Below are 23746 nucleotides of genomic sequence, written 5' to 3'. Positions count from 1 at the left end.
GCGGATGGCGGCGTTTGCTGCTGAGTCAAACGCGTGTCTGTGAAGTCCATGGCGGCCAATCTTGCACGCTTTGGGCACTTGACTGTGCGGTGCATGGCCTGAAAGAGCCACCTGCGTCCCCCCCGCATGATCTCGACCGCAGAGGGCGCAGCGCTAGTTCAGCAGTTACGGTGACGGTGCGGCGCACCGCTGTTGACCCTGCGCGGCCGCAGCGCACCTCGCGCTTGCGATGGTGACGAAACTCGCGTGGAGCGCGCGTCCTCTTTTTTGAGGTGCGAGCTGCGGTTCGCAGCGTGGCGAGCAGGAAGAAAAAGCCGGTTTGGTTCCCCGTCGAAGCGTCGGCGACGGCGGCCTTCGCATGTAGGACATCGACGCTTCAAACCATCGATGAAAGATGGCACCGCACAGCGCGTCGCGCGAGCACTTTTCATTGGGAAGACGGCACTCCAACCTTTCGCACACTGTGCGGCTTTGCGTGCGTTACATGGCCTGAAAGAGCCACCTGTCCGACCCCCCGCGGCTGAAGTGCTGACGCAGAATGAATTCACTTCGTTACTTCAACTCACATCACCGCACAGAGAACGAGATGCGCAACTTGCTATTGACCTTGGTGCTTTGCGGGGTCGCCCAGTTAGCGTCTGCCGCAACGGGCTGCCCGGCCACGGTGGTCGCGCAGCCCGAGACACCGCCAGCAGCGGAGCTGATCTCCTCGGCCGCCGCGCAAGCCCCGCTCGGAGCGGCCGCTGCACAGCGGGCGCCCATGATGGTTCCCGCGTCCGTGCATGCGAGCGGCACGCAGGTCATGGGCGGCCCGCCCAGCGGCGCGATCACCGAGGCACCCCACCGCGGCTCGCGCCTGGCGATGGTGCTCGCCGCAGTCGGCGTAATGGTGGTGATGGTCCTGCGACGGATCGGCGCATCCGACTGATGAAGAACGACGAACTGTCGGCTTCCGCCGAGCGTGCGGTGAAGTGGAGCGTCTTCACGACGATGGCACGCTTCGGCCTGCAGCTGGGTTCGCAGATTGCGCTGGCCCGCTTGCTCGGCCCCGATGTCTACGGTGTCTATGGCATCGGCATGACGGTCCTGACCTTCGTCGCCTTCCTGTCGGGCGCGAGTTTCAGCTGGAACCTCATGCTGCTGCCGAAGGTCACGGACGAGGACATCCGGCTCTCGTTTACCTGGCAGATGCTGATCGGCGTGGCCTGCGCGGTCGCCATGTGGCTTGCCGCGCCCTGGATCGCAAGCTTCTTCTCCGACCCCCGCGTGGCCGGCATGGTGCAGCTGCTGGCCATCGCCAGTGCGTTGACCGCCGCCAGCGCGACTGCGACATGCCTTCTGCAACGGGAGCTGGACTTCCGCAGCCTTGGGCTGATCCAGATCGGCAGCTACGCGATCGGCTACCTCGGGGTGGGGGTGGTGCTGGCATTGCGCGGCTACGGCGCGACTTCGCTCGGCGTTGCGGCGGTCGTGCAGGCTGCGGTCGTCCTCGTGGCCACGTGCGCGGTGCGACGGCATCCGGTGCGCCCGCTGCTGAGGCATGCGGGCTCCGACACGCTGTCGACCGGCCGCATCGTGTTCTTCACGAACGTGGTGAACTGGTGCCTGAACAACCTGGACCGCGTGGTGATCGGCCGCGTGCTCAACACGCATTCGGTGGGCGTCTATAACCTCGCCTACAACGTCGCGTCCATTCCCAACACGCTGCTCGTCGGCGCGGTGCAGCCGACGCTGCTGTCCACCGGCGCGAAACTGCAGGACGATCACGGCCGCCTCGGCGAGGGGTGGTCGAGGGCGGTCGCCGCGGTGCTCGTGATCGCGACGCCGATGGCGGTCGCGGCTGCGTTGCTGTCCCACGATCTCGTGGCGTTCGTGTACGGCCCTGCATGGGGCGACGCCGGTTGGGTGCTGGCCGCGCTGTTCCTGTGCGTGCCGGCGTGGGCGAGCTGGGGCATGTCCACCCCCGTACTCTGGAACGCGCAGCGCAAGTCGTCCGAGTGCCTGCTGCAATTGCCCGTGCTGGCGGTTGCGGCGGGCCTGTGGTTCTGGGCTGCGCACGAGGGCGTGCGCTACGTTGCCGCGGCTTCGGTGCTGGTCATGTTCACGCGTGCGGCGGTCATGGTGGTCGCCGTGCTGCGCAGGCTGCACCTGCGCTGGACCGGGGTGGGCGTCGCGCTGCTGCGCGGTGGCTCGCTTGCCTTGCTGTGCGGCGCCGGTGTGCTGCTGGGCCAGCACCTGGCCGGCAGCGACGCTGCGCCGCTCGCGCGTCTGCTTGCCGGTGCGGTCGTGGGCACTGCGCCGGCGCCCTTCGTGCTGATCCTGGCGCCGCAGTGGCTCGGTCGGGATGCACTGGCCGTGCTCTCGCGAATGCTGCCCTTCCTTTCCAAACCCACTTCCCCGCTGGCCGCTGCGGCGGTACCGGGAGCGAGCTGATGAACATGCGCAGACGCAACAAAGACTTTCCCTCCCTGCTGCACTGGGTGCTGCCGTTGATGCTGGTGGTGGTCGCCGTCGGCATCCTGCTCTCCGGCCGTGTGCTGTCGCAGAACTTCGCGGACCTCTCTCGCGGACCGATGATCGACAGCCGCGTCACCGACTGGCTGCAGCGACTGGCGTCCGTGGTCATCATCGGAATCTGCCTCGAGCGTCTCTACTCGTGGTTTGCCGGCGGCCGCAAGGGTGGCTCGCCCGTGCTGGCCGGGGCCTACATCGTGTACTGGCTGGGCACCGTCGGCTCGCCGGCCTTGTTCAGTGCGCACCCGCACCTGCAGCACGACTACTTCTACTCGCTCCTGATCGGAACGACCGCGGCGCTCTCCCAGCCGGACGAATTGCGCCGCGTGGTCGAATGGGTCAGGACGTCCCTGCTCGTGTTCCTGGTCGCCAGCGCTGCCCTGGTCCTCGTGGATCCCGTGCTGGTGCTCGATACCAGCTACGACCAGGGCCTGCTGCCAGGATTGCCGCGTTACGGCGGCCTCGCGCCGCACCCGGTCGCCATGGGCATTTTCTGCGAGGTGTTTCTCCTGAGCCTGTGGGCCTTCCCGTTCGGCCGCCGCTGGCTCAACGTGGCGGCGTGGGGCCTCGGGCTCGCCTCGCTGTTCTTCGCGCAATCCAAGACGTCCTGGATCGGGTTCATCGTTTGCGCCATGGCCATGCTGGCGGTCCGCAACCTGCCCGGCATGTGGCGCCGCCTCGCCGACCCGAAGGAGCGCGAGTACGGCCTCGTGGTCTGCACCGTCGGCATCCTCGGCATCGCGGCCGTCACGGGCGTGCTGCTCTTCTCCGATATCGGGGTGAAGGCGGCCAACTTCACCTCCAGCGAGGAAGGCTCGCAGCTGCTGACCCTGACCGGCCGCGACCGCATCTGGGAGATCGCCCGGGAGGAGTGGCATGCGAACCCGGTCTTCGGCTATGGCCCGGGCCTGTGGGATGACGCGTTCCGGGACAGCATCCAGATGCCCAACGCGACCAGCGCGCACAACCAGTTCTACGACACGCTGTCCCGGTCCGGTGCGGTCGGCGCCACCGCGCTCATCGCGTACACGCTGGTGCTGCTGGTGCTCGCCATCTCGACGGCCCGCGCGACGCGCGGGCTCAGCCTGGCGTTCTTCCTCGCGATCGCGCTGCGCAGCGTGAGCGAGATTCCACTCATGATCTTCGGCTACGGCATGGAGCTGTTCGCCCACCTGCTGCTGATCATCACGCTGGCCGCGGCGGTGCGGCGGCAACCCGAACCGGTCGTGCGGCGCGCACCCGCATCGCTCGCCCATCCCGCATGAACTTCTCGATCGTCATTCCGCTGTACAACAAGGCGGGGCTGGTCGAGATGGCGGTGCGCTCCGCGCTCGCGCAGTCGTTCGCGCCGCTGGAGGTCATCGTCGTCGACGACGGTTCCACCGACGACGGGCCCGATCGGGTGGCGGCGATCCCGGACGGCCGCGTGCGGCTCGTGCGCCAGGCGAATGCCGGCGTTTCGCAGGCGCGCAACCGCGGCATCGCCCTGGCGCGTGGAGAGTGGATCGGCTTCCTCGACGCGGACGACTGGCAACACCCCGACCTGCTGCGCAATTGGGCGCGTGCGCATGTGAGCGTTCCGCAGGCGGACATTCTCGCCGCCGGCTTCCGCTGCATCGAAGGCACGCAGGAACCGGAGCCGTGGAGCGTCGCGGCGATGAACCCGGTGGAGGTCGTCGCCGACCTGCACCGGCGCTGGATGCGCGACATTCCCTTCTTCACGGGCAGCGTCGCCATCCGTGCGCAGCGGCTGCGGGCGATGCAGCCATGCTTCCCACCTGGCGAGTCCTGCGGCGAAGACCTGGACGTGTGGTTCCGGGTCGCGGAGGACAGCCCCGTGGCCCTGGTGCGCGAGCAACTCGCTGCGTACCGTACCGCCGTGGCGGGGTCGCTGTCCTCGGCGCATGGAACGACGCTGCCTCCGTTCCTGGAACGCATGCGCGCGCGCGCGCTTGCGGGCACGCTGTCCGCTGACCAGCGCCGCTCCGCCTTGTGGTTCGTCGCGCAGCAGGAGATCACGCTGGCGCGGGCCCAGCTGGCCGCAGGGCAGCGTGCCGAGGCCAAGCAGTCGCTGGCCCGCGCGCGCTACGCCGGCTTCGGCACGCGCTGGATGCTCACCGCACTCATGCTCGGTCTGCCGGGTGCCGTCGCCAGCCGCTGGCAGAGCTGGCGCCTCGCCGCCAGCGACGTCTATTCGCACCAGGGATCCGCACAGTGATCGCAGCACAGCCTTTCAGCCCCATCCGCTCGCGTTGCCGCGTCTCGGTCATCATCAAGGCCTACAACGAGGAACGGCGGATCGAGCAGGCGCTGCGCAGCAGCCTCGCCGCCGTCGCCGAAGTGGGCGGCGAGGTGATCCTGGCCGACGGCCACTCCACCGACAACACCGTGGCGATCGCGTCCACCTTGCCGGTGCGCATCGTGCGGCTGCTGGACGGAGCCGAGCGCAGTTGCGGCATCGGACCGCAGCTCGGCTTCCAGCACTCGTTCGGCGAATACGTCTACGTGATGGACGCCGACATGCAGCTGCAGCCCGGGTTCCTGCGCGCCGCGCTCGACTACCTCGACGCGCACCCGCAGGTCGCGGGAGTCGGCGGCCGCATCGTGGAGATGAACCTGCACTGCATGGAGTACCGCGAGCGCGCACTGCGCAATGCGGCGCACCTGGCGCCGGGCGAGGTCGACCGTCTCGACGGCGGGGGACTCTATCGGCGCGGGGCCGTGGAGCAGGCAGGCTGGCTGTCGGACCGCAACCTGCACGCCTATGAGGAGTTCGATCTCGCCGTCCGCCTGCGTGCGGCCGGCTGGAAGCTCGTTCGCATCCCCGTCGACGCGGTCAGCCACTACGGCCACGACGCGCCTCCCTACCAGCTGCTGCTGCGCCGGTGGCGCAGCAAGTACGTGTGCGGGCTCGGCGAGCTCCTGCGCGGCGCCGCCGGGCGGCCGCACTGGTGGCTGGTCTGGCGCGACCTGCGCGAACTGAAGCTCTACGTCGCGGTGGTCGCGTGGTGGCTGGTCCTCCTGTCTTCGCCGGCCTGGCCGCTGCCTGCGCTCGCGCGCGCACTGGCGGTGCTCGCCGTCGGCCTGCTGCCCTTTGCCGCCATCGCCGCGAAGAAGCGGTCGGTCACGCGCGCCGTGTATTCCGTAGCGTCCTGGAACCTGCACGCAGCGGGAATGGTGCGCGGCCTGTTCCGCCCGCGCACGGCGCCGAACCTGCGCATCGCGGTCGCCGTGCAGCACGGCCAGGGACTTGCCGCCAACGTCCCGTCGCTGGCGCCAGCGCGCTCGCCAGCCCACGACGCCCCCGTCTTCGCATCCACTGAATTGCCCGAGCATGCAACGAGCACCGTCTCCGACTGAACCGAGCGCCCAGGGCCGCTTCATCTACGTTGCCTGCCCGTGGTCGCCCGCGGGCGGCGGCATGTTCAAGGTGGCCGACTACCTCATTTCGGCGCAGCTCCAGTTCAACGATGGCGACGCGGCCACGCTGCGGCCGCTCGACACCCGCGGCCCGGGCAGCGCGGTCGCATCGCTGCTGTTCCTCGCCCTCGCGCTGCTGCGCATCCTGCGCGGGCGCCTGTCGGGGCGGCTCGCGGGCGTGCACGTGAACATGGCCGAGCGCATGAGCATCGTGCGCAAGGGCAGCGTGGTCGCCACGTGCTGGCTGCTGCGCGTGCCGGTGATCATCCACCTGCACGGCGAGATGCGCACCTTCTACGGGCGCCTGCCCGCGGCCGCGCAGCGGCTCACGCGCTGGATGTTCTCGCTCGCTGCCGGCGTGGTCGTCATCGGCGCGAACGGCCGGCGCTTCGTCGCCGAGGAACTCGGCGTGCGCCCCGAGCGCATCGACGTGGTGGAGAACGGTGTTCCCGGTCCGGCCGTGGCACCGGTGCGGCCCGATCCCGCCGAGCGGCCCGTGCACCACGTGCTCTTCGTCGGCCGCATGTGCGACCCCAAGGGCGTGGTGGACCTGCTCGAAGGTGCGGCGCGCGCCCACGCCGGGGGAACGGCGCTGCGCCTGACCTTCGCCGGTGGCGGCGAGATCGAGCGCTACACGCAGCTCGCAGCCAGCCTGGGCATCGCGGAGATCACGCAGTTCGCCGGCTGGTGCGACGAGGACGTCGTGCGCGGCCTGCTGTGCGACGCCTCCGTGCTGGTGCTGCCCTCGCACGACGAGGTGCTGCCGCTGGTGGTGCTGGAGGCGTTCGCGCACGGCGTGCCGGTGATCTGCACGCCCGTGGGCGAACTGCCGCACGTGCTCGAGGACGGTGTGCATGCGCGCTTCGTTCCGATGCGCGATCCCGAGGCGCTCGGCGCCGCGCTGCGCGAGACGCTGGCCGACGCCGACTTGCTGCGCACGCTCAGCGCCACCGGGCGCAGGACGTATGAAGAGAGGTTTTCCATGGCGCGCTTTTTCGCCCGCATCGCCCGGGTGCATGCTGACCGGTTCGGCACCTCGGCCGGTGGATCCGCGGCGCAAACCGGCTCGGAGGTGAACGCGTGATTTCCGATGCCGAAACCATCGAGCAGGGCGCTTGCCTGCGTCCCGACGTCTGCATCGTCGGCGCCGGCGCCGCCGGCATTTCGCTGGCCTTGTCGCTGATCGGCCAGGGCCTGCAGGTGCTGCTGCTCGAGTCCGGGCGCATGCAGGAAGATGCCACCACGCAGGCGCTGTATGCCGGCGAAGTGGTGGACGAGCGCCTGCACAGCCCGCCCGACAAGTACCGGCAACGCCGGCTGGGCGGCTCCACGGCCATCTGGGGTGGCCGTTGCGTGCCCTTCGACCCGATCGACTTCGAGAAGAGGGACTGGGTCGCGGACAGCGGCTGGCCCATTTCCCACGACGACCTGGAACCGTTCTATCCGCAGGCGAACCAGATCGCCGAGGCGGGCCGCTACGCGTACGACGCCGACGAAGTCTTCGGCCCCGGCGGCGCGCCCCTGATCCGGCAGCTCGTGAGCAAGGTCGTGCGCACGAACAGCCTCGAGCGCTTCTCCTGTCCCACCAACTTCGGCGAGCGCTACGAGGCGCGCCTGCGCGTCGCGCGCGACATCGAGGTGCTGCTCGGTGCCAACTGCACGCGCGTCGTGCTGGAAGCGGGCGGACATGCGGTACGCGAAATCTCGGTGAGCACGCTGGGCGGCAAGCGCTTCCGCGTCGCCGCGCGCAGCACCGTCCTGGCGCTGGGCGGACTGGAGACGGCGCGGCTGCTGCTGGCGAGCCGCGACGTCGCGCCGCTGGGCGTGGGCAACGACCACGACGTGGTCGGCCGCTACTACATGTGCCACATCGCGGGCAACGTCGGCCAGCTGACGCTGTCGGGGTCGCCCTCGGAAGTGCAGCATGCCTACCTGCGCACCCCGGAGGGCATCTACTGCCGCCGGCGGCTGTCGATCGCGCCGGAGGAGCAGCGTCGCTGCCACCTGCTCAACGCGGTCGCGCGCCTGCACTTCCCGCGCATCGCCGACCCGGCGCATGCCAATGGCGTGCTGTCGGGCCTGTTCCTCGCGCGCAATTTCATCAGCTACGAATACAGCAAGCGGCTGCGCGACGGCGAAGAGGGCGGCCTGGCGCTGCAGGCGAAGCACCTGCGCAATGTGCTGTGCGATCCGCTCGACACCGCCGCATTCCTGGGGCACTGGGCGCTCAAGCGCACCCTGGCGGCCCGCAAGTACCCGTCCGTGATCCTGCGCAACCGCACGAACCGGTTCAGCCTGGAGATGCATGCGGAGCAGGCGCCGCGGCGCGAAAGCCGCGTGACGCTGACCGATTCGGTGGACGCGCTCGGCGTGCCGCGCTTGCGCGTGGACTGGCGCTACCACCCGCAGGACATCGCCTCGGTGCGCCGCATGCTGGACCTGATCGCCGTCGAACTGCAGCACACCGGCGCCGGCCGCCTTGAATACAACCCGGCGACGCTGGAAGAGGAACTGATGCGCTTCGGTGCCTACGGCGGCCACCACGTCGGCACGACGCGCATGGGGGTCGATCGGCGCACCAGCGTGGTGGATGCGGACTGCCGCGTGCACGGGGTCGACAACCTCTACATCGCGAGCAGCTCGGTGTTCCCCACGTCCAGCCAGGCCAATCCGACCTTGACGCTGGTGGCGCTGACGCTGCGGCTGGGCAAGCACATCGGTCAACGGCTTCGGGCCGTGGTCCCGTCGGGCGAGCAGGAGGTACAGGCATGAAAGTCCTGGTGTTGGGAGCGTCGGGCTACATCGGCAAGCGGCTGGTCCAGCGGCTCCAGGAGAGCGGCTGGGCGACGCCCGTGGCCGCCTCCAGGAGCGCCGCACGCGGACCGCGCGCAGTGCGCCTGGACGCAACGGATGCGCGGGCCCTCGAGCAAGCCATGAGCGACGTGGACGCAGTGGTGAACTGCGTTGCGGGCAGCGCCCGCGCGATCAGGGATGGTGCGACGGCACTGGTGCAGGCAGCCAGCCGCAGCGGCTGCAGGACCATCGTGCATTTCAGCTCGATGTCCGTCTATGGAGAACAGGAAGGCGAGCTGGACGAGGACGCAGCGAAGGATTCCTCGATCGGCTGGTACGCGCGCGCCAAGAACGATGCCGAGCAGGTGATCGAAGGATTCGCCGCCGGCGGCGGTTCCGCGGTCATCCTGCGCCCGGGTTGCGTGTGGGGCCCCGGCAGCGAGCTGTGGGTGGGCCGCATCGCGCGCCTGCTGGAGTGGCGCCGCCTCGGCGACCTCGGCGCGGCGGGCGACGGCTGGAGCAATCTCGTGCACGTCGAGGATGTCTGCAGCGCGGTGCTGGCCGCACTGCGCCAGCCGCCTGCAGGCGGGACGACGAAGGCGTACAACCTCTCGGCGCCCGACAGTCCGCGCTGGAACGAGTACTTCGTGGACCTGGCGTTGCACATCGGGGCGGTTCCGGTCGCGACGGTCGGGCGCAGGCAACTGCTGGCCGACTCGCGCTTCGCCGCGCCCCCGCTCAAGCTGCTCGAACGCGCGGTCCAGCGCGTGGGCGGCAACGCGCGTTGGGTGCCCGAAGTGTTTCCGCCCGGCTTGCTCGCGCTCTTCGGCCGGCACCTGCGCCTGCGCAGCGAGCGCGCCGAAAAAGACCTGGGGGTGAGCTGGACGCCTTACGCGAAGACACTGCCCAAGGTGGCGGAGTGGTGGACTTCGACGGGCCATCCGCTGCGGCACGCTGCGCCGCTCGCCGCGCGCTAGATCCGGGGGAAGCGGGCCCGAGGCGGCCGCCCCCGCCGCGGGCCGCGCTCCGCCTTTCGTACGCTAGTGTTGAGCGCAGTCTTGCGTAGGCTGGCGGTGAGCGCAGCGAACCCCAGCAAAGTGCGCGGGGATCCCGCTGGGGGTCCCTGCGGTCACCTTCCGCGGCCCGGGGGCCGCGCCAGCCTACGGAGACCCTGCCGCGGGCCGAGCAGCGTACAGAGGCCCTGCCGCGGGCCGCGCCAGGCGGCCCTTGAGCGCAAGCTCAGGCGGTCCCGCGTCCGATCACCGGCGCTGCCAGGCTGAAACGCAAGGCCCGCGCCAGGAACAAGGGGTTGCCCAGCACGTAGCGTGCGAACAGCCGCCGTGGCTCCAGCGCGAGCCGGTAGCACCACTCGAGTCCCGCCGTCCGCATCCATTGCGGCGCGCGCGGGGTCTTGCCGCCCAGGAAGTCGATGATCGCCCCGCCGCACACGATCAGGCACGGATGCGTGAGCGTGGCCCGCAGGCGGTGCGCCAGGATCTCCTGCCGCGGCATGCCCATGCCCAGCACGATCAGGTCGGGCTGGTGCTCGCGCGCGAGCCGCAGGTACTCGGCGTCCGGCAGGAAGCCGTTCGCCCAGATGCAAGGGCTTTGCGGCGCCAGCTGCGACTCGACCTGCGCGCGCGCCCGTTCGAGGTAGGGCTCACGGGTTCCGAACAGCGCGATGGTGCCCCCGTCGAAGCGCCGCAGCAGCTTCGGGATCAGGTCCGTGCCGTTCAGGTTGAGCCCCGGCTCCTGCCCCAGCAGGCGCATCAGGATCGCCACGCCGCTGCCGTCGCGCAGGAGCACGTCGCAGCCCGCAAGCGCTCGCGAGAAGTCCGCGTCTTCCGCCGCCGAATTCATCGCGTGCGCATTGGCGAAGCCCAGCACCGTCGGGTAGACGGGCGAGGCCAGCGCCCGCAGGAGTTGTGACTCCTGGTGCGTGCTGTCGATGGAGGAAAGCCGCTCCAGCAACTTCCTCCAATCGCCGATCCAGGCCTGCCGCTCAGTGGCGTCGGCCATGCGCGGGTGCTCCGTTCAGCACGGCGCCGGTGACGGTCACCCCGAAGTTCCCGAGGTTATCGCACAGCGACGTGAGGGCGGGAACCGAGGACACGTCACGGCAGGCGACCACCAGGGCCCCGCCGGCGCGCGCCGCGATGGTGTCCGCATCGCCGCCGAAGGAAGCGGCCGGCGTGTCCAGCAGGATGATCTCGTAGCGGGCCCGCAGCGCGTTCAGCAGGCGCTGGAACAGCGGCCGCGAGAGCAGCTCCGTCGGATTGGGCGGCACGACGCCTGCGGGCAGCACCGTCAGGTCCGGGATGCCCGCGATCTCGACCAGGCTGTCCAGGCCGGCGCGGCCGGCTAGGATGGCCGAGAGGCCGTTTTGCGGGGAGATCCCGAACAGCGCATGCTGGCGCGGGCGCCGCAGGTCCGCGTCGATCAGCAGCGTGCGCTTGCCGGTCTGCGCGAACAGCACCGCGAGGTTCGCGGCGATCCAGCTGCGGCCTTCGCCGGAGCCGGGGCTGACGATGGCCAGCGCGGACTGCCGCTCGTGGCCTTCGAACCAGCGCAGCGTGAGCTGCGTGCGCAGCGAGCGCAGGTGCTCCACCGCGGAGTCATCCGGGTCGCGCGCGGCGATCACTTCGTCGGCGATGCCGCTGTCCGGGGCGAGCAGCACCTGCCCGAATTCGGCGGCGTGCACCGCGCGCAGGTCCGTCACGTCCAGCAGACCCAGCGAGATGCCGGCGTCGGCGAAGCTGGCGCCGGTGCGGGCCTGGTAGTCCTGGATCAGGCGCGTGTCGTCCGCGGAGAGCCGCCCGATCTCGACGAGGGTCTGGCTGACCGGCCTCGGCTTGTCATGGACGGTGACGTGGAACTCGGGCTCGCTGCGCAGGGCCACGTCTTCGGACTCGGCGCGGTTGGGCAGGGGATAGACCTGGCTGTTCATGCTGCACTCCTGGAGAACGACAACTGGGGACGGCCGCCGCCCATGGGCAGGAGCCTGACGCGTGCGGAGGGTGCCGGCACCATGCCGAGGATCGGCAGGCCGGTGATGCTCTCGAGGTCTTCCTTCGAACGCACGCGACGGTTCGCGATTTCAGCCAGCAGGCTCCCCAGCAGCGCCAGGATCAAGCCGCACACCGCTGCGAGGGCCAAGGCCACCGTGCTGCTCAGGCCGACAGGTTGCAGCGGCGCGGAAGCCGCACCGAGGAACACCACGTTGCCTTGCGTCGAGAGACTCTGCAGGCGCGACTGCGCGGCATCCGCGGCCACCGTGTCGAAGGCCTTCTGGGCCGCCGTCACTTCCTGCTCCAGCACGTTGAACTCGCCACGGTCGCGGGCCAGGGACAGCACGCGCGCCTTCTGCGCGTCGAGCTGCGACTGCAACTCACGAACGCGCGCGGCGCTGGCCTGGCCGGCACCGGCCACGACCTGTCCGGCGCGAGCCGATGCCTCGGCCAGCCGCGACTGCATGGAGCGCAGCTCGGCGTTCATCTGGATCATCTTGGGATGGTTGGGCCCCAGGTTCTGGCTCGCCTCGTCCACCTTGGCCTGCAGGCGACTCACTTCGCCGCGCAGGTTGGAGACTTCGGCGCTGTCGCCCCCGCTCGCGACGGGGCTGGTGCGATGGCCTTGTGCGGCCAGCAGCTGCGTCGTGAGCTCGGTGAGGCGTTGCTGTTCATAGTCGGCCTGGCCGCTCGTGGAGATCAGCCCCGACTTCTGCTGGAACTGGGCCAGCTTCGCCTGCGCGGCCTGCAGACGCTCGCGGGCCTGCTGCATCTGCTGGTCGAACCAGGCCGTGTACTGCTTGGCCGGCTTCGTCTTCAGATCGACGTTGGTGGCCATGTACGCCTCGGCAAAGGCGTTCGCGACACGGGCGGCCTCCTGCGGCGAGCGACCGGTCCAGCCGATCTGGATGATGTTGCTCTCGCGGGCGGGCGTGACCTGCAGCCCCTGCTGCAGCGCGCTGATGATCGCCTCTTCAGGCACCGGGCCCTTGCCCGGGTCGCCCTTCAGCCGCAGCATCGGCTCCTGGTCCGCGGGCAGGAGCTTCGCCGCGCGTTCCGCCACCGCGCGGCTCTTCACCACGTCGATCTGCGTCGCGACATAGCCGGGCGTGACCATTCCCTGCACCGGGGTGCTGCCGACGGGGTCGGTCCGGACGTCGACCAGGACGGGGGCGCGCGCGACGTAAGACGGCGTCCGCACCACGAGCCAGACCGCGGCCAGCGCGAGCACGCCGAGGAAAATGGCGATGCCAAGACGCGAGCGTGCGCGAACGATGGAAAAGAATTGATGCAGCCTCATTGAGTCCTCCCTGGGTCCTTGTTTAGAACAGGCTTTCCTTGACGAACAGCACGTCGCCAGGCTGGACCACATCGGTCATGCGCGGCTCCACCTGCTGTACGTGGCCATCCGGGCCCTTGCGGTCGAGGCGCATGTGCTCGCTGCCGCGTGCGTTCGGGCCCCCCGCAACGGCGAGTGCCTGCTGCATGGTCATGCCGCGTTCGATCTTGTAGGTGCCGGGACGCTGGGCTGCACCGTAGATGTAGAAGGTCGGTGCCTTGGTGACGTACAGCGTGTCGCCGGGAGCGAGCAGCACGTCATCGTTGGCGCCATCGGGGCGGAACAGGCTGGGCACGTCGATGGCCTTGCGATACGGCTGTCCGTTGCGCGTGCCGCTCACGAGCACCTGGTCGGCGCCCTGCGGATTGATGCCGCCGGCGGTGGCGAGCATGTCGCTCACCCGCACCGTCATGGTCTCCAGCGGGAAGCGGCCAGGGCGCTGCACTTCACCGAGCACCGAGACCTGGTTGCCCCGCACCTGCAGCAGCACGATGTTGACCTGCGGCTGCTTCAGGTACTTGCCCTGCTCGAGGGCGCGGGCAACCTTCTTTTCGGCCTGGGGGATGCTCATGCCGCCGATGGCGACGCTGCCCACCAGCGGGTAGCTGATGGTGCCGTCCTCGGAAACCCGTGCTTCCACCGTCAGGTCCGGGCTCTGGTAGACCTGGACCTTGATGGAATCCCCCGCCGCCAGCTTGTAGTCCGGTGGTGGTGTAGCGGCCAGTGTGGCGGCCGCAGTGAGGGCCGACAGCACCAGGGCTATCGTGTTTCGAAACAGGTTTGGCATGAGCGCACTCCCTTCATGGCTGGTTAGAAAAATGCCTTCACGGCAGCCCCCACGGTGGTGTTGTGGTAGCCCGTGTTGGCGTTGGACGTCTGCCGCTCTCCGCGGACATATCCGGACACCGACATCCAGCGCAGCGGCTGCCATTCGACAGCTGCGGACAGGACGTTGGCGGTTTCGTCGCGACCCGCGTTGAACGAGCCCGAGGGAATGTCTTCCCAGGCGCGGTGCACGTGGTCGTAGCGCAGGTTCACGGCCACCAGCGGGGTCGCCCGCCACAGCGGCCCGATGAACACGCGATCGCTGGTCACGCGGCCCCCGACGATGTCGCCGGTGCCATTCAGGTCACGGCTGACGCCGCCGGCGATGGACGTTTTGCCGGTGACGGCCCAGTTCACGACGGCGGAGCCGACGGCGCCGGAGAAGTCGCGCTGCTTGTTGGTGTCGTGCTCGCGGCGCAGGTGGCCCAGGCGCGCGTCGAAGGAGGTCTTGCCGGTCGCAGGCCACTTCAGCACCATGTCCGTCTCGTCCTCGTGGAAGTCGCCGCCGCCGGCGGCGTTGTCGCCGTACGAGCCGGAGCCGTGCCGGTAGCGGCCGTACACGGACGCACCGGAACCGAACTCGTAGCCCACGCCGACGCGGCCGTTGGTCAGATCCGGGTTGCCGTTCCAGCTGTTCGCCAGCGAGGAATGGGAGTGCGTGTGCGACACGTCGCCGGTGACACGCCAGGCGGCGCCGATCTCGTAGACGCCCTGGAGCAGTTCCTCGCTCTCGGTGCGGCGGCCGACCTGGTTGGTCAGCGTCACCGGGTCGAGCTGCACCTCGCGGTACTGCTGCTGGTTGGCGCCGAGCGTGCCGTGGAAGCGCGGCGTCAGCGACCAGTCCCACGCGGCCGCGTAGTTGAAGATGTTGTAGTCGAGGGACGAGTCGTTGTGGTAGCGGTAGGCGTTCGCTTCCAGGTCGGCGCGCACGCGCTGCAGGCCGAAGTGGCGGTCGGCGGCCAGGCCGACGCCCAGGTAGGAGGCCGTATCCGACTTGCCGCCGGTGGCGACGCGCGTGACGTTGCTCTCGTGCTCCATGCCGGCCAATACGCGGAACCGCAGCGCCGGCCCGACCTCCTCCTCCGTCACCGTCGACGCCTGCGTGCCCGCAGGAGCGAACGCGGCGTTCGGGTAGTACAGGCCCGAGGGATACGGAATGCCGGGCGCCTGCGACGGCGTGCCTTGCCACAGCGCCGACTGCGGCACCGAGGGCGTGGACGGCGAGGAGGGCGTCGACGCCATCGAAGGCTGCGACGGTTGCGCCGGCCCCTCGGGCTGCCCGCCTTGCGCATGTACCGCGAACGGCAGCGCGCACAAGGTGGCCAGCACCGGCCGGAAGGTGACTAGTTTCTTCATGGAATCCTCAGGCTTTTGGTGAAATTGCCCCCGAAATCGGGGCTTGCGTCCGTGCACGTGGCCACGCTCATCGCGGTCCACGCCAGCGGAGTCTCCACCATCCACCAGGGGCGCCGACATCACTGCTCCCATGTCAGTAGGCCGCACCGTCCCGGAACACCAGGCGGATGGTCCTGAGGATTATGTAAATATCCAGACGCAACGACCAGTTCCGCAGGTAGTCGAGATCGCAGTGCACGCGCGCTTCCATCTTCTCGATCGACTCGGTTTCGCCGCGGAAGCCGTTCACTTGCGCCCAGCCCGTGATGCCGGGGCGCACTTTGTGCCGCACCATGTAGCTCTTGACCAGGCGGCGGTACATCTCGTTGTGCGCGATGGCGTGTGGTCTCGGACCAACGACGCTCATGCGGCCTTGCAGGACGTTGATGAATTGCGGCAGCTCGTCCAGGGAAGTGCGGCGCAGGAAGGCGCCCACGCGCGTCACCCGCGAGTCGTTCTTGCGCGCCTGGGCGATGGCCGGGCCGTCCTCGGTCACGGTCATCGAGCGGAACTTGTAGACGATGATTTCCTGGCCATTGAGGCCATAGCGCCGCTGCCGGAAGATCACCGGGCCGGGCGAGCTGAGTTTGACGGCGAGCGCGATGACGATCATCACCGGCGAGATCAGCAGCAGGATCAGGGAGGCCAGCACCAGGTCGCTGATGCGCTTGATCACGCCCGCGGGACCGCGGAACGGCGTATCGCACACGGACACCACCGGCAATCCGCACACCTTGTCGGCGCGGCCCTGGATCATGTCCGTCACGAACATGTCCGGCACGAAGTACACGGAGGCCGTGGTGTCCTTCAGTGCGTCGAGCAGGCGCGTGGTGCGGGACGACGCCGTCATCGGCACGGAGAGGTACACGCGGTCGACGCGATGCTCCTTCACGTAGGCAGCGACATCGCTGGACTTGCCCAGCGTGGGGCAGCGGCCCGCGAGGCCCTCGGGCGCCGGGTGCGCTCCGAAGATACCCATCAGCTCGATCGCGGAGTCCGGCGCGTTCGCCAGCCGTTGCGCCAGCAGCCAGCCTTGTTCATTCGTGCCGACGATCACCGCCCGCTGCACCTGGCCTTGCAGGCGGGCCAGCTTGGGCGCCGCGCCGCGCAGCGCCCAGTGCGTCGCGAGTTGCACCGCGGGGGCGAACCAGAGCCAGTGCCCGACGACCACCGGATCGAAGTTGTCCATGCGGCCGCTGGCGAAGCCCATGGTGAGCAGCAGGCCCGCGGTCCACACCCACATGACCAGCGTGCCGATCACGACGCTGCGGGGACTGAGTTGCAACTGCCTGCGCCCGGGATAACCCAGCGCGAACACCAGCACCGACGCCACCACCCACCCGACACCGAGGTCATCGTCGAACCACCAGATCAGGAACCACAGCGAAGCCACGCTCGCGAGCGGCTCGAGGATCATCTCGAGCGCGACCAGCATGCGGTTGTCCAGGCTCGGCGCCGGCATCCAGTGGGATGCCTGCTCGATCCGGCTGGGGAGCAGTTCGGCGCGGACTTCAGGCATAGGTGTTCACGCGATTGAGCTTGGCCACCGCTTGCGCGCGGTTGCTGACATCGAGCTTCGCGAAGATGCTCTTGATATGGTTCTTCACCGTGAATTCGCTGATGTGAAGAATGCAGCCGATCTCGGGGTTGGTCTTGCCGAGAGCGATCCAGTGCATGATCTGGCGCTCGCGCTCGCTCAGGGCGCGGCACACCGCGCCATCCGCGTGGAAGGCCACGGGCGCCGGCGTGCTGCGCACCGCGCTGTCCAGAACGGAGATGAACAACTTCAGCGTGCCGGTGGCCGGGTCGGCCTGGAAGTAGTCGGGGCCGAGGGCGGCGAACACGCGGCGCGTGCCGGCGTGCCGGTCGACGACGCCGTGCACGAGTGCCGAGCGGGCGCGCTGCTGCAAGGCCTTGATGTCGGGGCCGAGCAGGGCTTCGCAGCCGGCAAGGGGGACGCGCGTGGGCGTGTGCTGCGCGGCGATCCAGCAGTCGGCGAAGTACGCCATCAGCTTGGGCACCCAGGCCCCGCCGCCGATGGAGTCGCGCAGGTGCGCGGGGGCGGAGAGCACGGCGCAGTCGTCGATGCCGTCGCGGAACTCGGCCCACAGCAGCATCTGGTGCGGGATCCAGGGCTGCACGTCGTGCTGCAGCCAGTGCGCGAGTTCGGCCCGGGTCGCCAGCGCTGCTCCGCGAGTCAACACGCGGACCAGGTCGGCTTCATTGCAGGTCAAGTTGGAGGTTCTTTCTTTCATTCTCTGCTCCCAATCGATGTGTCAGAGAACGTCGACACAGGAGCGGCAGTTTGGAACTCGCGGTAGAGGCCGCTTGTGACTCCCTGTAAAACAGGGGCGCTACGCAATCTCACGATCGTGATGCGTTTCTTACGCTCCTCAAGAGCTAGGGAAGCGCGGCGGAAGCAGGGAAGAGGCTCACAACCCCGTGTCTGCGGCGCATTACGCGCGCTGCAGTCTGGTAACACGCTGAGCTAGACAAGTTACATCAAGTCGTATATGGGACGCATGAGCCCCTGAATCATGCGGGCCGCACTCACATTTACATAGCGTCCTGTCCCACATGAGCACTGCACGTTTGCCTCTGGTTCAACTGTTATTCGCTGCTGTGCTTGCGAATTCCACCCCGGCAAGCACAGCAGCACAGGCGCACAACGCGATCGCACCGCCGTCCTGTACTGCTGTGGCACGAGAGACCTGCACCGTCGCGCGAGAGCTCGGACGCGGCATCAACATGGGCAACATGCTCGAAGCTCCACAGGAAGGAGACTGGGGCCTGCGCGTCGATCCCGAGTACATTCGCATCACAACAAGCGTCTTCTCCAACGTGCGCGTGCCTGTGCGGTGGAGCAATCACGCGGCCCCCACGGCCGACGCCACGCTCGACGAGACATTCGCCCGGCGCGTGGACGAAGTCATCGATGCATTGCTCGCCCGAGGTGTCTACGTAGTCCTCGACCTACATCACTACAGCCAACTGGTCGGCGCGCCCCTGTTGCGTGAACAGCAGGTGGACCCTTCCGTGCTGGAGATACGTCTCGTGAACATGTGGCGGCAGATAGCGCAGCGGTACCAGAACCGCTCGCCCAAGCTTATCTTCGAGTTGCTGAACGAGCCGTACGGGCGGCTCGACGCGCCCGCCTGGAACGCGCTGGCCGCGCGCACGCTCGCGGCAGTGCGCCAGTCCGATCCCGATCGCACCGTGCTGATCGGGCCGGTGGGGTGGAACAGCACCGTCGCCTTGAAGGGCCTCAGCGTGCCGCCGGACCGGCACGTCATCGTCTCCATCCACGTCTATGAGCCCTTCGAGTTCACGCACCAGGGCGTGCCTTACCTGGGCCGCAACCTTCCGGTCGGCACGGTCTGCTGCAACGGACGGCAGAAGGGCGAGATCGTGAAATCGCTCGACACGGCGCGTGCATGGAGCGTCAGGACGGGCTACCCGCTCTACATCTCCGAGTTCGGCTCCCACGAGAAGGCGGACCTGGACTCGCGCGTGGAGTTCACGCGCTTCGTGCGCGACGAAGCCGAGAAGCGCGGCATTCCCTGGGCGTATTGGGAGTTCGCCTCCAACTTCGGCGCCTGGTCGCCCGAAGCGGGCGCCTGGATCGAGCCGCTGCGCCAGGCGCTGCTGGATTGATGTGATGCACAGAACCGGACTTCGTGGACTTCGTAGGCTGGCCTTTCGCAGGCTGGCGGTGAGCGCAGCGAACCCCAGCGACTTCGCTTGCCACCGGGACTGCGCTCACGGCGCACGCACACTTCTTTCCGGCGCACCGCGCGCCGCAGCACGGCCCGTGACGCCGATGCCGGGCCGGTGACGGGCATGGCATACATGATCGAACCCCACGACCTCCTGCTGCCCGCGGACGTTGCCCCGGTCCTCCTGACCATGGCCGGCGCGGACGCGCTGCATGGCGACCTGCCGCCGCAAGAGCCGCCCAGGGAGCCGCAGGAGAAACCTCGGGAAGACTTGCTAGAGGAGCGGCCGGAAGAGGGCTTGCACGAGGCGGCGGAAGGGCGCGCGGAAGAGCCTGCGCACGAGCCGATGGAGGAGCGTGCGGATGCGCCGGAGCAAGGAGAGCAGCGCGAGCCTGTGCAGGACGCCGCGCAGGATGCCTTGATGCAAGAGGCGATGCAGGGCGCGGTGCAGGAAGCGATGCAGGAGTCGGCGCAGGAGGCGCCGGGCGATGCGGATGCAGAAGCGGTGGAGGTGGGCTTCCGGAAAGTGTTCCGGGCCGTGCAGCGCGCGCTGCAGATGGCCTCCTACCTGCCTGCGGAGCCGCCCGGCCTCACGCGCGTGGCCGTCGTCTCGGGGCAAGGGCGGTTGATCGCTAGCGCTGCGCTCGATAGCCCCTCACAAGCGCGCTTCCTGCTGGACCAACTGCAGGCACTCGGATTCGAGGAGCGCAGTTCCACCGAGGAAATCCAGAAGCTGGGATGCGACCTGCTGGTAGTGCATACGGCGAACCTGGAGGTCGGGGAGGTGCAGGGGATCGTGAAGGGGTTGAAGGGGGAGAGGTGGCCGCCGGAAGGGTAGGGGGACGCCTACGCGCCGCGGCGCACCTCTGAAGGCTCGATGCCGTAGGCCTTGCGAAACGCCTTGATGAAGCTGCTGCGGCTGGCGTAGCCGGCGTTGCGGGCGACCACTTCGATCGTCGCGCCGCCGGCCTTGAGCTGGTTCATCGCCTGCCGCAGCCGGAGCTCGCGAAGAACCTGCATCGGCGGCCTGCCGACGGCGCTGGTGAACCGGGCCGCGAACGCGGAGCGGCTGAGGCAAGCCACGTGGGCGAGGCTGTGAAGCGAGTGCTCGTCCCCCGGCCGCAAGGCCATTGCGGCCAGGGCACGCGCAACCAGCGGGTCGCTGAGCACCGAAAGACGCTCCACCCAGGCGTTCACGGACACGAGCGACCTGCGCAAGAGCATCACGATCACCTGCTTCAGCAAGGCGGCGCTCATCGCGCCGCTGCCGATCTCCTGCGCCATCAGCTCCGAGAGCGCTGCCTGCAGCTTGACGTCCACCTGGTCCTCGGCACTGAACTGCTCGAAGATGGGCTCGGTCAAGCCGCCGAAGAGATCCGCACACGCGCCGTAGGTCGCGTGGAAGTACCCGCAGACGAGAACGAGCGAAGGGTCGCCGCCCCCCGCCGTGACCTTGCGCACCGTGTCCGGCGATCGCTTGTCCGTCCGGCCATCGACGGGAAGCAAGCCGGAAAAGCCGTTGCTGCCTTCGACCTCGATGCGAAACAGGGCCTTCGGCGGAACGACGATGAGCGTGTGCGGCACCAGTGGCACGGGGTCCAGGTTGTCCACGATGGCCCGACCGGTGCCGACCAGGTTGTAGTGAATGCCTGGCGCATTCACGCCGCCCAGCTGGAGGCTGTAGCCCGTGCTGACCAGGCATTCGGTGAGCGCCACGAAGTTCACCTCCAGGGTCGCCAGCAGGCTCTCGAGATCGGCGGGTGAAATGCGCAGGACCGGATGTTCCTTCAAGCTGCAGGCTCCACGTGGCGCGATGAAGAAGTTCGCGCCGGAGCGGGATGGTACGCAATCGCCGCAGCATGCCCAGCTCCTGCGCAATGGACTCAGAGGCTTGGCAACTCTGCAGATCCATCCCGCGGACGAATCGACACGTTTGCCGGACGCGAGGATGAAGCGCGTGCCGACAATTCTCGCCAAGGCGTTCGACGCATGGATCGCCTGCCGGTGCAGGCGAGAACTCGACACGAGAGGTGGATGATGAAGGCAATCACGGTAACGTACCAGGCCGCCGGCGTGGCCGGTATGCAAGTGGCGCAGCGGCCCGAGCCGCAGGCATCGATCAACGACGTGGTCGTTCGAGTGCATGCGTCGGGATTCGTCAACACGGAGCTGACCTGGCCTTCGACCTGGGCCGATCGGCTCGGCCGCGAACGGGTGCCGACAATCCCCGGGCACGAGCTGGCCGGCGTGGTCACTTCCCTGGGCTACGGCACCACGGGCCTGTCGGTCGGGCAGCGGGTGTTCGGCCTCACGGACTGGTACCGCGACGGCACGCTCGCGGAGTACGTGGCGGTGGCGGCGCGCAACCTCGCGCCGCTGCCTGGCGATGTCGACTTCACCGTCGGCGCGAGCCTGCCGATCTCCGGCCTCACGGCGTGGCAGGGGCTGCACGAGCACGGGCGCCTGCGCGCAGGGCAGAGCGTCATCGCGCATGGCGCGGCAGGCGCCGTCGGATCGATCGTGACGCAACTCGCGCGTGAGTTCGGTGCCTATGTCATCGGCACCGGACGCGCCGCCGACCGCCAGGCGGCGCTCGATTTCGGGGCGAACGATTTCGTCGACCTCGACCACGAGACCCTGGAGGACGTCGGCCAGGTCGACCTCGTGTTCGATGTCATAGGCGGAAAGATCGGCGAGCGCTCCGCGCGGCTGGTCCGTGCGGGCGGAACGCTGGTGTCCGTCGTCGGGCCGTCGGAGGTGCGCCCGCCCGACGGCGTGGCGATCGACTTCGTCGTCGAGTCCGATCGCAGCCAGCTGCAGGAGATCGTGCAGCGTGTGCGCGACGGGCGCCTGCGCACGAACATCGGCACCGTGGCGTCCCTGGACGATGCCGTCGCGGCCTTCAGCCCGACGACGCGACGCCCGGGCAAGACCATCATCCGCGTGAGCCCATGACGGCCCTGCAAGCGCCGGAGGATCCGCACCCGGGCGGAAGGCTACGGCTGGCCTTCTTTTCCGCGGCGGTTTCGCTGGTGGTCGCCTTTGCCGCGGCGGCCGCGCCCATCCCCCTGTACAACATCTACCGGGCGGAGGACGGACTCACCAACGCCGCCATCTCGATGGCCGTCGTCACCTATGCGGTGGGGACGATCGCGGCACTGCTGGTGCTGGGACGCCTGTCCAATCACGTCGGGCGCCGGCGGGCGGCGATCGCGAGCCTCGCCGTGATCCTGCTCGGCTGCCTGGTCCTGCTGGACGTGCACGACATCGGCACCCTGCTGGCCGGCCGTCTCCTGGTGGGCGTGGGGACCGGCCTGGCGAGCAGCAGCCTGAGCGCCTACATCGTCGACGCCGCAGCGGGCCAGCCCGAATGGCTGGCCACCGTCGCGTCCAGTCAGGCACCCATGCTTGGCCTCACCGTGGGCGCCATCGCCTCCGGAGCGTTGGTGCAGTTCGGCCCCTGGCCACGCGAGCTCGTCTACCTGGTGTGCGTGGGCTTGCTGCTGCTGTCTGCCGTCCTCATTGCGATCAGCCCGGAAACGGCGGCCCCGATGCCGGGTGCGTGGCAATCGCTGCTGCCCCGCGTGCGCGTGCCGTCGCGGGTCATGCACCTGCTGCCGGCCGCGACGGCGGTGTTCCTGGCCACCTGGGCGACCGGCGCCTTCTACCAGGCGTTCGTGCCCGCGCTGGTGGTGGACCAACTGCACACCCGCAGCCCGCTTGTCCTGGGACTGGTGTTCTCGGCGTACATGACGCCCAGCGTGCTCGGCGCCCCCTTGGGAGGACGGTTCACGTCCGCGGCCGCCCAGCGCGTCGGCATGGTCGTCTTCCTGGCCGGCATGACGGGCGCCATCGCCGCCATCACCGCTGGTGCACTGGTGCTGTTCATAGGCGCAACCATCGTCGCGGGCGCCGGCCAGGGCATCGCCATCAGCGCCGCCACCCGTGGCCTGCTGCAGGGCGGCGCCGTGGCCGAGCGCGCGCCCATCTTCAGCACGATCTACCTGCTCTGCTATGGCGCTGCCGCGTTCCCGAGCCTCGTCTCGGGCCGGCTGTCCAACACCTATTCGCTGCCGCAGATCGCACTCGGGTACGGCGCACTGGCCATCGCGGCCACGGTGTTCACGCTGGTCGGGGTACGCGATCCGCGCGTCGAGGCGACGAGCCGCAGGACGAGGAAGTACATCGTCGAGGAAAAGGAGTTGGCGTGACCCAGGTGATGACGGGCGAGCATGTGCGGGGCGCGCCCGGTGCGGCTTTGGTGCTGGAGGAGTTCGGGGACTTCGCGTGCCCGTATTGCAGGAAGGCGTTTCCCATCGTGCGGAGACTGCTGGAAGGGAAGGAGGACTGCATTCGGCTGGTGTATCGGCACTTTCCGAATGCGGAGGCCCACTCGTACGCCGAAGTGGCGGCGGAGGCAGCGGAGGCGGCCGCTGCGCAGGGCAGGTTCTGGGAGTTTCACGATCTGCTCTTTCAGCGGACGGGCGAGATCGATGGCGAGCTGCTGGTGGAAATTGCGCGGCGGCTTGGGCTGGACCTAGTTCGGTTCTATCGTGAGATCGAGATGCATGTGCACCGGGGGCGGGTGCTGCGGGACCTGGAAGCTGGTCGGGCGCGCGGTGTGCGGGGGACGCCGGGGTTCTATCTCGATGGGAAGTTCGTGGACACGTCGGTTGGGTTGCATCATTTTGCGGGATGCGGTGCAAGGAGGTTTGGCGGCCGGCCGGCGAGCGTCT

At 68.8% G+C, this 23746-nt stretch carries 20 protein-coding genes and 1 pseudogene; 13 read left to right on the top strand and 8 right to left on the bottom strand.

Annotation, left to right across the window (positions count from 1 at the left end; translation table 11 throughout):
- The first annotated feature begins 760 nt into the window (after window positions 1-760).
- The 8 genes from JJB11_RS11385 to JJB11_RS11350 are packed head-to-tail and all read left to right on the top strand — an operon-like array spanning window position 761 to window position 9704.
- Complete coding sequence (locus tag JJB11_RS11385) at window positions 761-928, top strand: hypothetical protein (RefSeq protein ID WP_201170678.1); 168 nt, start codon at window positions 761-763, stop codon at window positions 926-928.
- Entirely contained in the window at window positions 928-2433 is a 1506-nt protein-coding gene (locus JJB11_RS11380) for an oligosaccharide flippase family protein (protein WP_201170676.1), read from the top strand. The genes JJB11_RS11385 and JJB11_RS11380 overlap by 1 nt, the downstream gene beginning before the upstream one ends.
- Window positions 2433-3779, top strand: a complete 1347-nt coding sequence (locus JJB11_RS11375; protein WP_201170674.1) for an O-antigen ligase family protein — start codon at window positions 2433-2435, stop codon at window positions 3777-3779. The genes JJB11_RS11380 and JJB11_RS11375 overlap by 1 nt, the downstream gene beginning before the upstream one ends.
- Window positions 3776-4732 (top strand): glycosyltransferase family 2 protein, encoded by a 957-nt coding sequence (locus tag JJB11_RS11370; RefSeq protein ID WP_201170672.1) that lies wholly within the window; start codon window positions 3776-3778, stop codon window positions 4730-4732. Before JJB11_RS11375 ends, JJB11_RS11370 begins: the two co-directional genes overlap by 4 nt.
- The gene (locus JJB11_RS11365; RefSeq protein ID WP_201964774.1) at window positions 4729-5874 is read left to right on the top strand and encodes a glycosyltransferase; all 1146 of its coding nucleotides are present in this window, start codon (window positions 4729-4731) and stop codon (window positions 5872-5874) included. Before JJB11_RS11370 ends, JJB11_RS11365 begins: the two co-directional genes overlap by 4 nt.
- The gene (locus JJB11_RS11360) at window positions 5849-7018 is read left to right on the top strand and encodes a glycosyltransferase family 4 protein (RefSeq protein WP_201170669.1); all 1170 of its coding nucleotides are present in this window, start codon (window positions 5849-5851) and stop codon (window positions 7016-7018) included. The genes JJB11_RS11365 and JJB11_RS11360 overlap by 26 nt, the downstream gene beginning before the upstream one ends.
- On the top strand, window positions 7015-8706 hold the full coding sequence (locus JJB11_RS11355; RefSeq protein WP_201170667.1) for a GMC oxidoreductase: 1692 nt from the start codon (window positions 7015-7017) through the stop codon (window positions 8704-8706). The genes JJB11_RS11360 and JJB11_RS11355 overlap by 4 nt, the downstream gene beginning before the upstream one ends.
- Window positions 8703-9704, top strand: coding sequence for an NAD-dependent epimerase/dehydratase family protein (locus JJB11_RS11350; protein WP_201170665.1), 1002 nt, complete (start codon window positions 8703-8705; stop codon window positions 9702-9704). Before JJB11_RS11355 ends, JJB11_RS11350 begins: the two co-directional genes overlap by 4 nt.
- 262 nt (window positions 9705-9966) lie before the next feature.
- Here JJB11_RS11350 and JJB11_RS11345 read toward each other — a convergent pair whose 3' ends face one another.
- The 7 genes from JJB11_RS11345 to JJB11_RS11315 form a co-directional block, all read right to left on the bottom strand.
- The gene (locus JJB11_RS11345; protein WP_201170663.1) at window positions 9967-10746 is read right to left on the bottom strand and encodes a WecB/TagA/CpsF family glycosyltransferase; all 780 of its coding nucleotides are present in this window, start codon (window positions 10744-10746) and stop codon (window positions 9967-9969) included.
- A complete protein-coding gene (locus JJB11_RS11340; RefSeq protein WP_201170660.1) occupies window positions 10730-11674 on the bottom strand; it encodes a polysaccharide biosynthesis tyrosine autokinase in 945 nt (314 codons plus the stop codon). Before JJB11_RS11340 ends, JJB11_RS11345 begins: the two co-directional genes overlap by 17 nt.
- Complete coding sequence (locus JJB11_RS11335; RefSeq protein WP_201170651.1) at window positions 11671-13035, bottom strand: chain length determinant protein EpsF; 1365 nt, start codon at window positions 13033-13035, stop codon at window positions 11671-11673. Before JJB11_RS11335 ends, JJB11_RS11340 begins: the two co-directional genes overlap by 4 nt.
- Window positions 13036-13057: 22 nt before the next feature.
- Complete coding sequence (epsE, locus tag JJB11_RS11330; RefSeq protein ID WP_201170646.1) at window positions 13058-13861, bottom strand: polysaccharide export protein EpsE; 804 nt, start codon at window positions 13859-13861, stop codon at window positions 13058-13060.
- A gap of 23 nt (window positions 13862-13884) precedes the next feature.
- Complete coding sequence (locus tag JJB11_RS11325; RefSeq protein ID WP_201170643.1) at window positions 13885-15255, bottom strand: outer membrane beta-barrel protein; 1371 nt, start codon at window positions 15253-15255, stop codon at window positions 13885-13887.
- Between the two features lie 133 nt (window positions 15256-15388).
- On the bottom strand, window positions 15389-16813 hold the full coding sequence (locus JJB11_RS11320; RefSeq protein ID WP_201170641.1) for an undecaprenyl-phosphate glucose phosphotransferase: 1425 nt from the start codon (window positions 16811-16813) through the stop codon (window positions 15389-15391).
- Window positions 16806-17549 carry a LuxR C-terminal-related transcriptional regulator gene (locus JJB11_RS11315; RefSeq protein WP_201170638.1) on the bottom strand — a complete coding sequence of 248 codons (744 nt, stop codon included), beginning with the start codon at window positions 17547-17549 and terminating at the stop codon, window positions 16806-16808. Before JJB11_RS11315 ends, JJB11_RS11320 begins: the two co-directional genes overlap by 8 nt.
- 502 nt (window positions 17550-18051) lie before the next feature.
- Between JJB11_RS11315 and JJB11_RS11310 the strand changes: the two genes are divergently transcribed.
- Together JJB11_RS11310 and JJB11_RS11305 are read left to right on the top strand one after the other, a co-directional pair.
- The gene (locus JJB11_RS11310) at window positions 18052-18948 is read left to right on the top strand and encodes a glycoside hydrolase family 5 protein (protein ID WP_201170636.1); all 897 of its coding nucleotides are present in this window, start codon (window positions 18052-18054) and stop codon (window positions 18946-18948) included.
- Window positions 18949-19134: 186 nt separating this feature from the next.
- Window positions 19135-19848, top strand: coding sequence for a hypothetical protein (locus JJB11_RS11305; RefSeq protein ID WP_201170633.1), 714 nt, complete (start codon window positions 19135-19137; stop codon window positions 19846-19848).
- Window positions 19849-19856: 8 nt separating this feature from the next.
- Here the strand turns inward: JJB11_RS11305 and JJB11_RS11300 are convergent, their stop codons facing one another.
- Window positions 19857-20801 carry an AraC family transcriptional regulator gene (locus JJB11_RS11300; RefSeq protein ID WP_201170632.1) on the bottom strand — a complete coding sequence of 315 codons (945 nt, stop codon included), beginning with the start codon at window positions 20799-20801 and terminating at the stop codon, window positions 19857-19859.
- A 246-nt stretch (window positions 20802-21047) separates the two neighbouring features.
- On the opposite strand from JJB11_RS11300, the gene JJB11_RS11295 reads away from it, so the two are divergent.
- The 3 genes and pseudogenes from JJB11_RS11295 to JJB11_RS26650 all read left to right on the top strand — a co-directional run.
- Complete coding sequence (locus JJB11_RS11295; protein ID WP_201171591.1) at window positions 21048-21965, top strand: NADP-dependent oxidoreductase; 918 nt, start codon at window positions 21048-21050, stop codon at window positions 21963-21965.
- Complete coding sequence (locus JJB11_RS11290) at window positions 21962-23221, top strand: MFS transporter (protein ID WP_201170629.1); 1260 nt, start codon at window positions 21962-21964, stop codon at window positions 23219-23221. The genes JJB11_RS11295 and JJB11_RS11290 overlap by 4 nt, the downstream gene beginning before the upstream one ends.
- An 8-nt stretch (window positions 23222-23229) precedes the next feature.
- Window positions 23230-23688 (top strand): annotated as a pseudogene (locus JJB11_RS26650) (DsbA family protein); the annotation flags it as partial.
- Window positions 23689-23746: the final 58 nt, after the last annotated feature.

The sequence above is a fragment of the Ramlibacter ginsenosidimutans genome (genome assembly GCF_016654015.1).
Classification (GTDB): domain Bacteria; phylum Pseudomonadota; class Gammaproteobacteria; order Burkholderiales; family Burkholderiaceae_C; genus Ramlibacter; species Ramlibacter ginsenosidimutans.
Note: the sequence above shows the minus strand (reverse complement) of the source record. Positions and strands in the feature narration are given on the sequence as shown.

Coding starts and splice junctions, on each gene's coding strand:
- JJB11_RS11370 (WP_201170672.1), top strand. CDS start 3,776: ATGAACTTCTCGATCGTCATTCCGCTGTACAACAAGGCGGGGCTGGTC.
- JJB11_RS11320 (WP_201170641.1), bottom strand. CDS start 16,813: ATGCCTGAAGTCCGCGCCGAACTGCTCCCCAGCCGGATCGAGCAGGCA.
- JJB11_RS11345 (WP_201170663.1), bottom strand. CDS start 10,746: ATGGCCGACGCCACTGAGCGGCAGGCCTGGATCGGCGATTGGAGGAAG.
- JJB11_RS11340 (WP_201170660.1), bottom strand. CDS start 11,674: ATGAACAGCCAGGTCTATCCCCTGCCCAACCGCGCCGAGTCCGAAGAC.
- JJB11_RS11310 (WP_201170636.1), top strand. CDS start 18,052: ATGCTCGAAGCTCCACAGGAAGGAGACTGGGGCCTGCGCGTCGATCCC.
- JJB11_RS11375 (WP_201170674.1), top strand. CDS start 2,433: ATGAACATGCGCAGACGCAACAAAGACTTTCCCTCCCTGCTGCACTGG.
- JJB11_RS11380 (WP_201170676.1), top strand. CDS start 928: ATGAAGAACGACGAACTGTCGGCTTCCGCCGAGCGTGCGGTGAAGTGG.
- JJB11_RS11315 (WP_201170638.1), bottom strand. CDS start 17,549: ATGAAAGAAAGAACCTCCAACTTGACCTGCAATGAAGCCGACCTGGTC.
- JJB11_RS11305 (WP_201170633.1), top strand. CDS start 19,135: ATGGCATACATGATCGAACCCCACGACCTCCTGCTGCCCGCGGACGTT.
- epsE (WP_201170646.1), bottom strand. CDS start 13,861: ATGCCAAACCTGTTTCGAAACACGATAGCCCTGGTGCTGTCGGCCCTC.
- JJB11_RS11290 (WP_201170629.1), top strand. CDS start 21,962: ATGACGGCCCTGCAAGCGCCGGAGGATCCGCACCCGGGCGGAAGGCTA.
- JJB11_RS11335 (WP_201170651.1), bottom strand. CDS start 13,035: ATGAGGCTGCATCAATTCTTTTCCATCGTTCGCGCACGCTCGCGTCTT.
- JJB11_RS11360 (WP_201170669.1), top strand. CDS start 5,849: ATGCAACGAGCACCGTCTCCGACTGAACCGAGCGCCCAGGGCCGCTTC.
- JJB11_RS11350 (WP_201170665.1), top strand. CDS start 8,703: ATGAAAGTCCTGGTGTTGGGAGCGTCGGGCTACATCGGCAAGCGGCTG.
- JJB11_RS11295 (WP_201171591.1), top strand. CDS start 21,048: ATGAAGGCAATCACGGTAACGTACCAGGCCGCCGGCGTGGCCGGTATG.
- JJB11_RS11385 (WP_201170678.1), top strand. CDS start 761: ATGATGGTTCCCGCGTCCGTGCATGCGAGCGGCACGCAGGTCATGGGC.
- JJB11_RS11325 (WP_201170643.1), bottom strand. CDS start 15,255: ATGAAGAAACTAGTCACCTTCCGGCCGGTGCTGGCCACCTTGTGCGCG.